We start from the raw sequence: 14,293 nt of genomic DNA, 5'->3' as shown, positions 1-14,293 counted from the left end.
CCCCGGGAATCGGTCAGCCGCCGGGCCGCTGCGGCGCCCAGGGCCAGCGCGAGCTCGGCGGTCAGCTCGCGGTTGGCGACCCCACGGACGCCATCGGTGCCGAAAAGTCGACCCATGCGGACAAACCTCTCACATTCAACAGCCGTGGAACTTGCATTCTCTTATCTGGCCGCGAGCGCGCGAAAATTGCCGGCGACACGCCGAACAATGCGTACAACGATGCACGCTCGCCACCAGAAAGAGACCGCTGATCAGCGCTTGCTGTACTGCGGGGCCTTCCGGGCCTTCTTCAGGCCGTACTTCTTGCGCTCGGTGGCGCGAGGATCACGGGTGAGAAAACCGGCCTTCTTCAGAGCGGGCCGGTCGTCGGGGGCGACCAGGATCAACGCCCGCGCAATGGCCAACCGCAGTGCACCAGCCTGCCCGGACGGGCCACCGCCGTCGAGGTGGGCATAGATGTCGAAGTTCTCCAGCCGGTCCACCGTCACCAGCGGCGCCTTGATCAGCTGCTGATGCACCTTGTTCGGGAAGTAAGCCTCCAGGCTGCGGCCGTCGAGGTCGAACTTGCCGGAGCCGGGCACCAGACGCACCCGCACCACGGCTTCTTTGCGGCGGCCGACGGTTTGGATGGGACGCTCGATCGCGAACGAGTCCGCGACGGGGGCCGGGGCCTCGTCGGCGACCGGGATTTCCAGCTCTGCCGGCTCACTCATCAGCGCCGCTCCTTCTCATCGCTTCGCTCTGCATCGTCGCCGGCGCGGTCATTGCGCCACCTGCTTGATCTCGTATGGAACCGGCTGCTGGGCGGTGTGCGGGTGCTGCGGCCCGGCGTAGACCCGCAGCTTGCGCCTGATCTGCCGACCGAGTTTGTTCTTGGGCAACATCCCGACGATCGCCTTCTCGATCACGCGATCAGGGTGCTTCTGCATCAATTCGCCGATCGTGCGCGTACGCAAGCCGCCGGGATACCCCGAGTGGCGGTAAGCCAGCTTGTTGCGCAGCTTTTCGCCGCTGATGGCGACCTTGTCGGCGTTGACGACGATGACGAAGTCGCCGCCGTCGACGTTGGGTGTGAACGTGGGCTTGTGCTTACCGCGCAGCAGAGTGGCTGCCGCTACGGCAAGGCGGCCGAGCACCACGTCCGTGGCGTCGATGACGTACCACGACCGTGTGGTGTCACCCGCCTTCGGCACGTATGTAGGCACAGCGCTTACCTTCTCTTCTCGGGTGGATCCCGGCGAACCGGGTGCCGGTCAGGCGATTACGGCAGGTGATCTCGGCGACCGACGTTGACCCGAGCCCCGGCGTACCGTACGCCAACGGAGCAGCTTACCGGCGGGTATCGCTGCAGGTCAAAACGCCGGTCTGCCTCGGCTCGAGTAGACCAGTGGACGATCACCGGCACTTACGCCACGTCAGTCACGTCCGTCACTGGTAGAAGCGGGTGACGTTTTGGCCGCCTCTGAGCGATTCCGCCTCTGCGCGCAGTGCCAGCACCCGTCGATGAATCCGATGCTCAGTGCCGCGCGGCATTTCTCCAGGTCCGTACAGTGCGCGCCCCAATCGACGCACCCGTCCGAGCCGCCGCTCCCACCGCAACGCATCCGACACTGTTTTCGGCGCTGGGCGCGCGACGTCGAAGCCGTGCCACTCGAGCCGCTGCACCATGGCTGTGATCGTCGCCGGGCCGTGAAGGAACAGGTCCACTGTCAGGACGTAACGGAGTTCAATCCCCCGCAGTCGTCGCGATTCGGTCATCATCCGACCGTCGCAGGTGGGTCTGACATCACCGCGGAATCGCTCCGGGCATGAAGGCACTTACTTCGCTCAGTGACAGCTGAGAACAAGGGACAGCCGGGACTAGCAGGTACCGCGATGCTCGAGCCGCACACATGACCGTGTGGTCCCGACGGCTCTCCTCCGTCGAGACCACACGAAGCATTTATTTGTGCGCTACCGCATCCACACCCCTGCCGCTCGACGATCGGCGTTCGCCACGTCCTCGGCGCCGTCATGCACCGCATTGCCGAGGTTGACGAGGATCTCGTTGAGGGCGCCGGCTGCCTGATGCCACTTCAACTGCTCGACGCGGTATGCGGCGGCGGCGTCGCGGGTCCATACCTGCTGTAGCGGGGCGATCTGGGACCGTAGCTCCTCCAGCGCCGCGTTAAAACGCCCCGCGGTCGTGTGGATCTCGGCACGAACCGAATATTCGATTCCATCGAAGTTGTAGGACAACACAGATTCCACGGTCGGCTCTCAGAGGTCTCCGCCGGCGGTCGCGATGCGGTGGGCGTGCGTCTCGCCGGCTTCCCGCAACATGGCCTCGTTGTATCGGATGGTTTCGGCGATGCTGTGCAAAGCGTGGTACAGCTTCGTCGATTCGACGTTCCAGCGATCTACCACTTCCTTGAACCGGCTGGCCGCTACGCCACCCCACACCGACGGCGGCACACTGCTGATCCTGCCGATGAACGCCTGCAGCGTCGCCCGGATCTCTTCGTTGCGGGTGTCCGTCGTCGCAGCGACAGAACGCATCAGGTCGAGGTCGGTGGCGAGTGCGTTGGCACCCTCTGGTGTGCTCAAGTCGGTCCCCTATCTCAAGCCTGCTGACAACGAATAAGACTGTGACGGGAAGGCTTTGGTTCCCGGATTTCCTCATCGAATCGGCCCTTCATCTCAGCGCGTGGGCCGACCGCACCGCCAGCTCGCACGCGTCTCGCACCGCCGCGTCATCGCCGGGCCGGCTCTGGCAGCCAATGCTGATCCGGACCGTGCCGTCCAGCAGCACGACCCATCGGATGTCGTGACCCGCACGAAGTTCGCGGTAGGTCACTGCGTTCCTGCCGGATCTACGTTCGTTCGGATTGAAGTCGATGAAGACGCCAGCCGGCGCTTCGTCGATCGCGCGTCTCAATGTCTCCGCCGTGTCGCCCAACGTCTCGTCAACAACCGGCGACTGCGTGACGTGCAGCGCTGTCTCAGAATCTATCGGCGAAGTGATCTGCACTCGGGCAGAACCCGGGCCGGCCACAACTCGCCGCGTGGTCCACTGCGCCGGAACGGTCAGTGCCACCCGGCCCTCCACCAGAAAGGTGGTCGGCATCGCATCGGCGGACGGCGCAGACCGGCGACCCACCACGCCGAAACTAACCAATGCTGCCGCCAGCACGACAACCATGACTGGAATCAAAAGCAGGCTTGTCTTTCGGCCGTGGATGACGGCATCGGGTCGACCGGCCTTCACAACCTGATCGTCGGCCGAGAGAGTCCGGACCGCCATACCGGAGAGCGCGGCGTCGTCCACTACCGTCACCACCAGACCGGCATCGACCGCGCGCACCCGGTCAGCGATCAATCCCGCTAACTGCGGTGCGCCGCTGATTGCGGTCGGCGCGTCGATGTGCACCGCCCTTGCCGGTCCCGAAGCCACGATGCGCGTGACGTTTTCGGCGACGAGGTACGCTTCACCGTCGCGCTGTTCGACGACCACCTCTGCGCCGGTGACCACCACGAAGCGGTCGGCTATCTCCACAACCACTGTGGCGGCGCCGGCCAGCAGCTCTGACCGTCGCCGCATGACGACGTCACGCACTAACCCGCGAGCAGCGCAACGCATTACGTCCACACGGGCCGCAGACCACCAGGACGGGTGGACGATGACCAGCGATGTGTGCGCCCCATCCAACACCGACTGCAGCACCGCACGCCACAGCAATTCGGTGGACTGCGGAGTGTCGTCGACCAAGACCACCGGATCGTCCATCCCGTCGAGAGCAGCCTGAGCCGTCTCTGCCTCGGCGGCCGCAGTGTCACAACACCACCGACGAACGCCGGTGGGTCCCGCCTCGATCACGGCGCGGTGAGCCGCTAGGGCGCCGGCGTGCACGCGACCTGCACCAGTTGATCGGCACGGCTGCGGGTGACCAGGGTGCCGCGGCCCGGCGGCAACGGCGTCGGGCGCACCGAACCGATCAGTGCGCCCTCGTCGGGCGATCCGCTCATGATCAGTCCCATCGCGCCCGCATCGCGCAAGCCGCACAACATCGGCTCGAACATCGCCCGGGCCGCACCGGCGCTTCGACGCGCGACAATGACGTGCAGACCCAGATCGACGGCATGCGGCAGGTATTCGACCAGAGGTGTCAGCGGGCTGCCACTGGTGGTAGCGACCAGGTCGTAATCGTCGACGACGAAGTAGATCTCGGGCCCCGACCACCAGGATCTGTCTCGTAACTGCTCAAGGCTGGCCTGTGCAGGGGGCAGTCGTCGTTGCAGCACATCGATGACGGCGGCCAGGAAAGCGGCGAATGTGGGCGCGGACACGGCGTAACCGCCCAAATGCCCGGAACCGACAACACCGAGCAATCCGCGACGGAAGTCGGCGATGAACAGTCGGGCCTGCGCCGCGGTTCTGGTTCGGACAATCTCCCGGCAGACAGTCCGCAGCGTCGTGGTTTTGCCGCACTCGGCGTCACCCACGACAAGCAGATGCGATTGACGACCGAAATCAATCGTCACGGGGCGTAAGTCGTGTGATTCCAAACCGAGCAGGATATTGGCATTACTAATTTCGCTACCGGCCTGCTCGATCAGATGCCGGTGATCGACGTGGGCGGGCAGCAGTGTGATCGGGGGCGCGACGACGCCACCGTAGCGGTGCCGTAATTGCTGGCCGAGCCCCAGCGTGGCTTCGCTGAGCCCGGCGCTGGACTCGACGCCGTCGAGCCTTGGCGGCAAGGCGATCGCCATGTGCAGGCCGTCTTCGCACAGTCCACGCCCGGGGCTGTCCCGTGGCACCCGCTGCGCGTGCTTGCGGTCGACTTCGGACTCTGCGGCATCTCCGAGCCGCAATTCGATCCGCGTGCCGATCGCATCCTTGATCGCCGGCCTGATATCGGCCCAGCGCGACGCCGACAACGCCACGTGCACTCCGAAGGACAGGCCCTGCACAGCAAGCGCGGTGATCGACGCTTCGAGCGTCTCGAACTGCCGGCGCATCGCGGCCCACCCGTCGATGACCAGGAAGACGTCACCGAAGCCGTCATCGTCGGCTCGCTGCTCCTTGCGCTGGCGGTACTGGGTCATCGACTCGAAACCGTGGTCAGAGAAGAACCGCTCCCGGCGGCGGACAAGCGACTCGAGCTGGGCGATCGTGCGGGCGACTAGCTCGGGTTCGGCTCTGCCGGCCACAGAACCGGTGTGCGGCAGGGCTCGCAGCGAGGTCAGCGCGCCGCCGCCGAAGTCCAGACAGTAGAACTGCACCTGATTCGGATCATGAGTGGCGGCCAACGCCGTGACGATGGTGCGCAATGCCGTCGTCTTACCCGACTGCGGCGACCCGACGACAGCGATATTGCCTGCGGCTCCGCAAAGTTCGACGGTCAGCGCCGTCCGCTTCTGGTCGAAGGGCCGGTCGACGACGCCGATCGGGACACACAGGCGGCCGGCGCTCGAGGATGCGTCGCGCAGCACCGTGTCGAGCGACGGCGGAGACCCCAGCGGGGGTAGCCACACCTGGTGCGCCGGCGGGCCGTACAAGCAGAGACGCTCGACCACCTGCTGCAACACCGTACTTCCACCTCCCCGGTCGGACGGCACTGATCCGACCCCCGTCACCGCGCCCGACGGGGCGGCGCTGAACAACCGCACCAGCGGCGTCGGCACCGCATCGGTCGCCGGTGGCGAACTCGCGGGCGCGCAGTGGCCCGACACGAAGGCGGACTGGAAGCGCACCAAGTCACCTGCACCGGGACGCAGATAAGCCGCTCCGGGCGTGTTGGGCAGATGGTAGGCGTCCGGCGTACCCAGCACTACCCGAGACTCGTTGACCGTCAATGTCTTCAGGCACACCCGATAGGACAGATGTGACTCCAATCCGCGAAGCCGGCCCTCGTCGAGCCGTTGGCTGGCCAACAGCAGATGCACGCCCAGTGATCGGCCCAGACGGCCGACCGCTGCGAACATGTCGGCGAAATCGGGTTGTTGCGCGAGCAATTCTGAGAACTCGTCGACGATGACGAACAGCACCGGCAAGGCGGACAATTGTGCGCCGGCCCGCCGCGCCCGCTCATAAGCCGCCACGCTGACGAAATCGCCGGCTGCGCGCAGGATCTGCTGGCGACGGTTCATCTCACCGGCCAGTGCGTCTCTCATCCGTTCGACGAGGACCGCATCGTCGGAGAGGTTGGTGATGACGGCGGCGACGTGCGGTGCGTGCTCCAACCCGCGAAACGTCGCGCCCCCTTTGAAGTCGACGAGAACCAGGTTGAGCAGTTCCGGCGAATGCCGAGCCATCATGCCCAACGCCACGGTTCGCAAGAACTCCGACTTGCCCGACCCGGTGGCGCCGATGCAAAGCCCGTGCGGACCGACCCCGTTCTCAGCGGCTTCTTTGATGTCCAGTTCGACCGGCGCACCGTCGGGTGTCGTGCCGACCGGGACGCACAGTCGGTGCCGGTAGTGGCTGCTGCGCCACAGCGAGGCCGGGTCGAATGCGGTGAGCTCCGGGACGCCGACCAGATCCTGCCACCGTGGACCGCCGCCGCGGTGGTCGCCGGCGGCTCGGTAAGCAGCCAATCGACGTGCGCACGCCAGCGCAGCGGCCGTGCTTATCCGGTCAGGACGGGCAACCGCGGCCTCGGCGTCGGCGTGCCGGATGACGAGCTCGGTCGCCGTCACTTTCAGCCGCACGGTGGCGGCCAGCTGCCGGCTGCGGCTGCGGCTGCCGAGTTCCAGCACGGTCACGCCCGGAGTCGCTGCTTCGACAGCCCGTTCGGCGCTGTCGACGATCAGCACGATCTGCGGCGTCCTGTCGACGAGCTCACCAAGCGCGGACTCCGCGTCCAGCAGCGTCGAATAAATCAGTCGTGACGGACCGACTCCGTCTGCCGCACTGGGATGCTGGTTGTGCGGCAACCATTTCAGCCATTCCCAGTGGTACTCGTTGCTGGTCGAGGCGGCGATCAGCAAGTCGCCCGGTGTGTGCAGCACAGCCAGTTGGCAGACCACCGCGCGGAGCAACCCGCGGCCCGCTGTCGGGTCGCCGTCGATTGACACGACGGCCGGAGGTTGTAGCTTGATCGAAACCGGCGCGTCGGAAATCGTCGCGTGCGCTCGGCTGAACGCCTGCAGCGCCAGCCCGGTGACCGGGTCCGTCCGGTCCGCGGGACTCGATTCCGGAGCCACCACACGCGTTGTCGGACAGATGTTTCCGACTCCAAGCCGAGTCTGGCAGAAGTCCGGGTCTCGGGGTCTGCGTTCCCACATCCGGTCGCCACCGATCAACGTCCACAACGACTCCGGCTCCGGATGAGCCCACAGCAGCGCCGAGTGCTGCGCTGCGGCTGCCCGGATCACCTTGTCCCGCTGGCGAGCCAGATAGGTCAGGTATTCCGATCGGGCGTTGTTGAGGTTGCCCGCCCGGCCGTCGCGTCCGCTCACCGCCGAGATGACCGCCGAGAGCAGCATCATCGCCGGAAACGTCAGCAGCATGGGGTGGCGGCCGGCACCGGACCCGGAGTGGAAGACCGCCAGCATCATGCCGATCGTCGCGACGGCCATCAGCACGGGCAGCAGCCGAACGACGAGGGTGGTTCGCCCGGCGTCGGTGATCACTGGCGGAGCCGCCAGAACGATCTCTGCTGTTGGATACGCCGCCCCCGGCAAACGCATCGCGGGCACGAACGGCATGGTGGCGGTCGTGTCGTCGCGTTGAGTCATTCGCCACCTCTCTTGCCGAGTCGTCGACACGGTAGGCAGCACCCGAACCTGCTGCAAGTCGCTGTGGATCGGCGGACACGGGAAAACGCGGATCCGATTAGCCTGCGGGTCGGGCGTGGACGTCGGCGCGGGAAGGGGACAAGGTGGCAAACGTCGGTCAAGACTTGCGACGGGTGTCGCTGCACGCCGACGGTCACACCGTCGATTTGACGTTGCCGGCCGCGGTGCCGATCGCCGAGTTCATCCCCTCGATCCTCGACCTCCTGAGGACCGAACGCGGTTTGGGCGCCGTAGCCGCCACGCCGGTGCGCTACCAGTTGTCCTGCCCCGGCGCATCGCCTTTCGATTTGTCGACAACGTTGTCGCACAACAGCATACGTAACGGTGCCCTTCTCATCCTGACCCGCTCGTCAACCGAGCTGCCCGCTCCGTCTTTCGACGACGCCGCCGATGCGGTGTCGACAACGCTCGCCGACGCGACGCGGCCGTGGAGCCGGCAGTGCAGCCGATTGGCCAGCGCCATTGCAGCGACCTGGCTGGCCGGCCCGGAGGCAGTGCTGCTCGTGCGACGGGCGTTCTGCCGCAGCGGGTTCGACCAAGGCGGCGTGAACCTTGTTGTCGCCGCGTCGATCGGGTGTGTCGCACTGCTGAGCGCAGTCCTCGCTCACCGGGTATGCCGCGAGCCGGTGGCCGGAGTGACGCTTGGCCTGCTGGCCACCGGGTTCGCCGCGGTCGCCGGGTTCCTGGCGGTTCCCGACGGGCCCGGGCCACCCAACGCGCTGTTGGCGGCGATGGCCGCAAGTGTTGTCGCTGCGCTGACGATGCGGTTGACCGGCTGCGGAGACCTTACCTTTACGGCGGTGTCCTGCCTTGCGCTCGTCATCGCCGTCGCCGCGGTGGCAACCGTGCTCATTGGCGGACCGCTGCTGGTGATGGGATCGCTGACCACCCTGGTGTCGCTGGCGCTGCTGGAAGTGTCGGCGCGGCTGGCGATCACGTGGGCAGGCTTGTCGCCGAGCTTGCAGACGCAACCCGATGACCAGCACGGCACACCGGATGCCGGTCAGTTGCGGCGCAACGCCGTTCGCGCGGACGACCTACTGACCAGCCTGGTCGTCGGCTTTTCAATCGCAGCCGCGGTCGGGGCTGTCTGCACAGTGATCAGCGCATACGCTACCGGCGACATCCGCTCAGGCGCAGTCTTATTCGCCGCGGCCAGCGGTGCTGTGCTGCTGCTGCGGGTGCGTTCGCACCCCGGCTTCACCAGGACGCTGACCCTACTCGTAACCGGAACGGTCACGCTGAGCGCCGCTTTCGCTGTTGCCGGCAGCGCGGCGCCGCAGCACCCGGTGTGGCTGGTCACGGGTATAGCTTTACCGGTGGCCGTCGCGATGTGCTTGGGCTTCGTAGTACCCGCGCTGACCTTCTCTCCCGCTGCCCGCCGCGCTACCGAGCTGCTCGAGTATTCGGCGTTGATCGCCATCGTGCCGCTGGCCTGCTGGACGTGCGGCTTCTACACCGCCGCGCGGGGTGCGCACCTGATATGAAACATGTCGTTCGTGTCGCGACAACCATTGCGCTGTGTGGGCTTTCGCAGTGCGCTGCACCCCCGGCGTACGCGGTGTCGCCGCCGCCGGTCGACGACAAGTGGTTGCCTGCGCCGGCCCCGCCGGCGCCCGCACAGCCGACCGTCCAGCGGGAGGTGTGCGCGGTGCCGTCCACGGACCCGGACATCGGGCATGCCGATACCTTTCCTCAACTCGCCGGCCTCGACCTGCCCCGGGTGTGGCAGCTCACGCGTGGAGCCGGCCAGCGCGTCGCGGTCATCGACACCGGCGTCTCGCCGCACCGACAGCTGCGCAATGTGGTCGCGGGCGGTGACTATGTGTCCCGCGGCGACGGCACTCAGGACTGCGACGGTCACGGTACGGTCGTCGCCGGGATCGTCGCCGCCAGAACCGACTCCGCGGCTGACCACTTCAGCGGCGTCGCACCCGAAGCGACTGTGATCAGTATCCGCCAGTCCAGCATGAAGTTCGGGCCCAGAACCGACTCGTCCACCAGCGGTGTCGGCGATGTCGACACGATGGCCAGAGCTGTTCGCACAGCGGCGGATCTCGGCGCGTCCGTCATCAACATCTCCTCGGTGGCCTGCGTGCACGCCGACGCCGGGCTCAACGACCGTGCGCTCGGGGCGGCGCTGGCCTACGCCGTCGAGGTCAAGAACGCCGTCGTTGTCGTCGCCGCCGGCAACACCGGCGGCGCCGGGCAGTGCCCGGCGCAGTCACCGCGAGCCACCTGGGACACCGTGGCTGTCACGGTCAGCCCGGCTTGGTACGACGACTACGTCTTGACGGTGGGTTCGCTGGACACCGACGGCGCGCCGTCGGCATTCACCCTGCCCGGACCGTGGGTGGATGTCGCCGCACCCGGCGAGGCGGTGACGTCGCTCAGCCTCGCCGGCGACGGTCTGGTGAACGGCTTCACCGAGCGGGGTCGATCCGAGCCGCTGGCCGGCACCAGTTACGCCGCACCGGTGGTCAGCGGTTTAGCGGCGCTGATCCGGTCGAGGTTCCCGACGATGACGGCACGGCAGGTGATGCAACGCATCAAGGCCACTGCACATCACCCGCCCGGTGGGCGGGACCCGATCGTCGGCGACGGAGTAGTCGACGCCCTGGCGGCGGTCAGCACCGATGCACCTCCGCCGGGCACTTCGCCGGTGCATCCCACCCCTGCGGTGATCACCACGCCGACCGCCGCTCCCCCGAAGCCCGGTCGGCGGTCCCGAGAGATCGCGTTCAGCGGCGCATCGATGTGCCTTGCGGTGCTCGGGGTCGCGTTGGTCACCGGCCTCGCGGGTGCCCGGCTACGGCGGTCCGGGGTCGGTCCGGGATCCCGCGACGACGGTGTCCCGCGCGACTGAGGCGCCCTGCCGGCTCAGCTCCGGCCCTTGCGGCAACGCGGCCAGCACCGGCCATGGCGCAACGGCCGTGACGGCGGGAAGGCCGAGAGCACGTGCCGCCTCGTCGTCGTGGATGCCGAACCGGACGCCGGCATTCGTCACGAGGTACCGGGCACCGGCCCGGGTGTTGTTACCAGCCAGGCCGGCAGACCGTACGTACGCACTGCGCCCGGCCGGGAGGTAAACCGCGTCCAGCGCCGGGCCGTCGTTGTCTGCCTGCGCCAAAGCGACCGGAACCTCGTCAGCCGGCAACGGCAACGCTTGACCGGCCCAGAACGAGATGTGCGCGCCGGTGTGGCCGGCAGCCCAACTCACGCACAGCGTTGCGTCGTCATCGTTCAGCGGCGCTGACACCCGGTCGGGGAATGTGGCGACCGGCAGCGCGTTCAGGGTCCGACTGCTGCGGATCACGTCGGGTGCTACCGCGGTGATGCCGCGGTAGCCTCGAGAATCGCTGAGTCGGATCAGATCTGCGGCGACCTGACCGACTCGCTGCACCCCGTCAGCGAGCACCACGTAATAGTCGTCGCCGCCGGCGCGGACCACGCGTAGCACGCTTCCGACCGGGAATCCGGACACTGCGCTCGATCGGCGGCCGTCGGCTATCCGCGGCGCTGTGATCGGCGGCGCTTCGGGCACCGCATTCAACAGGGTGCGCGACACCCGCCGCGGACGCCGGTCTTCCAGCCGCAGAGCCCGCGCCACGACCGGATCGGTTGGGTCCACCACCGCCCGCTGCCCGTGGTAGAGCAGATAGACCGGGGCGTTGCCAGCACTGGTCGCCAGGACGGTCTGCTCTGCAGCGAGCCCCTGCACCAGCGGCGCGGCCGTGGTCCCCACGATGGCCGTGGTGGTCGGCTCGACGCTGCCGCGGCTGTCGCAGATCGCCCACACGGTTTCCGCCGGCGCCAGCGGTTCGCCGAGATCTGGCGGAGCACCCGGAATGCCGAGCAGCGGACCGCGTTTGGTGTGGGCGAGCGCGGACTCGCGGACCAGGTGCGGGCTGACATCGCTGCCCGCGACCAAGCGGGCCGAGGCCAGGTTCAGCACCGGATGCCAGACGTCGTCGACGCGGACGTACAGCGCCCCGGAATCCTGGGCCAGCACGATCGGTGCGTCTCCCAGCGTTGACTGTGGCCGCAGTGTCCCGAAGATGGCGCAACCCGCGACGGCCGCGGCCGCCAGCATCGAACCGGCCAGGAGCGCGGATCCCTGCGCATGTAGGGGCTCGTTGACGGTGCGGACGTCGCGGCGCAGCAACGCGCATTCCAATCGGCGTCGCAGAAACCGGTAACCGCTGACATGCAGCCGCGATGTCGGTGCCCACGTCATTCATCCCCCCGGTACGGTTGCGCTCACGATAAGAGGTGGGTGCCCAGGTCCGCGCCGGCCATCCACAGCAACGGTGCTCAGCAGGAAGAATCTGCCGAAATCAGGGGCTACCTGTAGCATCCTTCCGTGATCAATGACCGCATAGGCCGTCTTTGCGGTGTGAGCGCCGCGACGGTGATGGCGGCCGGTGCGCTGCTGTTCGGTCCGGGCGCCGCCCCGTCGGCCCGCGCTGAGGACTGCCCGGACGTGGAAGTCATCTTCGCCCGCGGCACCGGCGAACCCGCGGGCGTCGGTCGCGTCGGCCAGGCTTTCGTCGACTCGCTGCGCCAGGACACCGGCATGAATATCGACGCGTACGGGGTCAACTATCCCGCCGGCAAGCTGCAACTCGGCGGCGGCGACGGCGCCAACGACGCCATCAACCGGGTCAAAGCCGCGGTGCAGAAGTGCCCGGCCACCAAGATCGTGCTGGGCGGGTATTCGCAGGGCGCCTCGGTGATCGACATCGTCGGCGGCGTTCAGGTGGCCGGCGTCACCTGGGGCCATCAGCTGCCGCCGGAATACGTCAACGACATCACCGCCGTCGCCACCTTCGGCAACATCGCCGACCGCTCCGGCAGCCCGATTTCGGCGCAGAGCCCGATCTTCGGGTCCAAGGCCATCGACATGTGCAACCCCGGCGACCCGATCTGTCACGCCGGGCCGGGCAACGAGTGGAGTGACCACGCCAACGGCTACGTGCCCAGCTACACCACCCAGGCCGCCAGTTTCGTCGCGGCCCGGCTGCAGGCACCCGGTCCCGGCGCGATTCCCGGTCCGATTCCCGGCCCCGCGAACGGTCCGGATGTGGTCGCCGGCACTAATCTTCCGAACGGTGTGGTCGTTCGATAACGAGTTGGAGTAACGGGCCGGTCAATTCGACCGATGACAACGGGTATGAGTCATCGCCGGGTTATTCCAGTGCTTGGGCTGCTGATCGCGGCCGCACTGGTGGTCAACCCGTTCGCGGTGGATCCTGCCGCGTCGGCGGCGTGCCCCGATGTCGAAGTGGTGTTCGCCCGGGGAACCAATGAACCGCCGGGTATCGGCAAGGTCGGCGCCGCGTTCGTCAGCGCATTGCGTTCCCAGCTTCCCGGCAGCTCCGTACAGTCCTACGGGGTGAACTACCCGGCAAGTGACAACTTTCTCGCCGCAGCCAACGGCGCCAACGACGCCAGCGGCCACATCCAGTCCATGGCCGGCCAGTGCCCCGCCACCAAGCTGGTGCTGGGCGGGTACTCGCAGGGCGCAGCGGTCATCGACATCGTCACCGCCGCCCCGATCGGGGCGCTCGGCTTCAAACAGCCGATGCCCGCCGCGGTGGCTGACCATGTCGCGGCGGTCGCGGTGTTCGGCAATCCGTCGAGCCGGTTAGGCCAGCCGCTGACCACGCTGAGTCCGCAGTACGGGAGCAAGACCATCGACCTGTGCGACGCCGGTGACCCGATCTGCACGGACGGGCAGAGTTGGCCCGCACACCTGGCTTACGTGCAGACCGGCATGACCAGCCAGGCCGCGCAATTCGCCGCCGCCCGGCTCTAGTCGAAACTCGGGATGCTGCGCAAGTCGCGGGTGACTACCGACCGCGCCGCCAACTGGTCATCGGGCGGATAGTCGACGCCCACCAACGTCAAACCCTGCGCCGGCGACGCCGCGAAGTCGCTGGACCGGCCCGTCGAGGTCAACAGGCCGCGAATCCAGTCAGCGGTGCGCCGGTGTTGACCGACCGCCAGCAACGCTCCGACCAGGGAGCGCACCATCGCCCAGCAGAACGCGTCGGCCGTCACATGGGCGGTGACGAGGTCGCCGTCGCGGCTCCAGTCCAGCCGCTGCAGATCTCTGATGGTGGTGGCGCCTTCGCGGTGGCGGCAGAACGCGCTGAAGTCGTGCAGTCCCAACAGCTCTCGCGACGCCGCCGTCATCGCGTCGACGTCGAGGTCACGCGGCCAGGTCGTGACATAGCGGGCCTGCAACGGCTCCACCCCGTAGGGCGCCGTGGACAACCGGTAGACGTAACGGCGGCGCAGCGCCGAGAAACGTGCGTGGAATCCTGCTGGCGCGCGGCCGATGTCGCGGACCTTGACGTCGGCGGGCAGGAACCGGCCGAGTCGTCGCAGCAGCGGCAAGAACTCGGCGTCGCCGGGCCGCGGTGCACGTGGGTAGGCGTAGGGCAGCGCATCGGCGGGCACGTCGAGGTGAGCCACCTGCCCGATGGCGTGCACGCCGGTGTCGGTG

14 protein-coding genes are annotated in these 14,293 nt (G+C 67.6%); 4 read left to right on the top strand and 10 right to left on the bottom strand.

Annotation, left to right across the window (positions count from 1 at the left end):
• From WA317_RS03285 to eccCa, 8 genes are all read right to left on the bottom strand, one after another.
• On the bottom strand, positions 1 to 116 hold a 116-nt coding region (locus tag WA317_RS03285), incomplete at its 3' end, for a hypothetical protein (protein WP_425171679.1).
• A 135-nt stretch (positions 117 to 251) separates the two neighbouring features.
• Complete coding sequence (gene rpsI, locus WA317_RS03280; RefSeq protein WP_425171677.1) at positions 252 to 713, bottom strand: 30S ribosomal protein S9; 462 nt, start codon at positions 711 to 713, stop codon at positions 252 to 254.
• Positions 714 to 761: 48 nt separating this feature from the next.
• Complete coding sequence (rplM, locus tag WA317_RS03275) at positions 762 to 1,205, bottom strand: 50S ribosomal protein L13 (protein WP_425171676.1); 444 nt, start codon at positions 1,203 to 1,205, stop codon at positions 762 to 764.
• 223 nt (positions 1,206 to 1,428) lie between these two features.
• Entirely contained in the window at positions 1,429 to 1,758 is a 330-nt protein-coding gene (locus tag WA317_RS03270; RefSeq protein WP_425171675.1) for a hypothetical protein, read from the bottom strand.
• 195 nt (positions 1,759 to 1,953) lie between these two features.
• The gene (locus tag WA317_RS03265) at positions 1,954 to 2,250 is read right to left on the bottom strand and encodes a WXG100 family type VII secretion target (RefSeq protein WP_425171674.1); all 297 of its coding nucleotides are present in this window, start codon (positions 2,248 to 2,250) and stop codon (positions 1,954 to 1,956) included.
• A 9-nt stretch (positions 2,251 to 2,259) separates the two neighbouring features.
• Entirely contained in the window at positions 2,260 to 2,586 is a 327-nt protein-coding gene (locus tag WA317_RS03260; RefSeq protein WP_425171673.1) for a WXG100 family type VII secretion target, read from the bottom strand.
• A gap of 88 nt (positions 2,587 to 2,674) precedes the next feature.
• Positions 2,675 to 3,889, bottom strand: coding sequence for a type VII secretion-associated protein (locus WA317_RS03255; protein ID WP_425171672.1), 1,215 nt, complete (start codon positions 3,887 to 3,889; stop codon positions 2,675 to 2,677).
• On the bottom strand, positions 3,871 to 7,692 hold the full coding sequence (gene eccCa, locus WA317_RS03250; RefSeq protein ID WP_425171678.1) for a type VII secretion protein EccCa: 3,822 nt from the start codon (positions 7,690 to 7,692) through the stop codon (positions 3,871 to 3,873). Before eccCa ends, WA317_RS03255 begins: the two co-directional genes overlap by 19 nt.
• 173 nt (positions 7,693 to 7,865) lie before the next feature.
• Here eccCa and eccD point away from each other — a divergent pair, with 173 nt between their 5' ends.
• Both eccD and mycP read left to right on the top strand, forming a co-directional pair.
• The gene (eccD, locus tag WA317_RS03245) at positions 7,866 to 9,269 is read left to right on the top strand and encodes a type VII secretion integral membrane protein EccD (RefSeq protein ID WP_425171671.1); all 1,404 of its coding nucleotides are present in this window, start codon (positions 7,866 to 7,868) and stop codon (positions 9,267 to 9,269) included.
• The gene (gene mycP / locus WA317_RS03240; RefSeq protein WP_425171670.1) at positions 9,266 to 10,648 is read left to right on the top strand and encodes a type VII secretion-associated serine protease mycosin; all 1,383 of its coding nucleotides are present in this window, start codon (positions 9,266 to 9,268) and stop codon (positions 10,646 to 10,648) included. Before eccD ends, mycP begins: the two co-directional genes overlap by 4 nt.
• On the opposite strand, the gene eccB is transcribed toward mycP, so the two are convergent.
• Positions 10,592 to 12,019, bottom strand: coding sequence for a type VII secretion protein EccB (gene eccB, locus WA317_RS03235; RefSeq protein WP_425171669.1), 1,428 nt, complete (start codon positions 12,017 to 12,019; stop codon positions 10,592 to 10,594). The two genes, mycP and eccB, sit on opposite strands and share 57 nt — an antisense overlap.
• A gap of 126 nt (positions 12,020 to 12,145) precedes the next feature.
• Here eccB and WA317_RS03230 point away from each other — a divergent pair, with 126 nt between their 5' ends.
• On the top strand, positions 12,146 to 12,910 hold the full coding sequence (locus tag WA317_RS03230; protein ID WP_425171668.1) for a cutinase family protein: 765 nt from the start codon (positions 12,146 to 12,148) through the stop codon (positions 12,908 to 12,910).
• Between the two features lie 33 nt (positions 12,911 to 12,943).
• Complete coding sequence (locus WA317_RS03225) at positions 12,944 to 13,600, top strand: cutinase family protein (protein WP_425171667.1); 657 nt, start codon at positions 12,944 to 12,946, stop codon at positions 13,598 to 13,600.
• Here WA317_RS03225 and WA317_RS03220 read toward each other — a convergent pair.
• A partial coding sequence (locus WA317_RS03220; protein WP_425171666.1) for a tRNA pseudouridine synthase A occupies positions 13,597 to 14,293 on the bottom strand: 697 nt, incomplete at its 5' end. The two genes, WA317_RS03225 and WA317_RS03220, sit on opposite strands and share 4 nt — an antisense overlap.

The organism is Mycobacterium sp. (genome assembly GCF_049802695.1).
GTDB lineage: Bacteria > Actinomycetota > Actinomycetes > Mycobacteriales > Mycobacteriaceae > Mycobacterium.
This window is presented reverse-complemented; position numbering and strand designations above follow the sequence as displayed.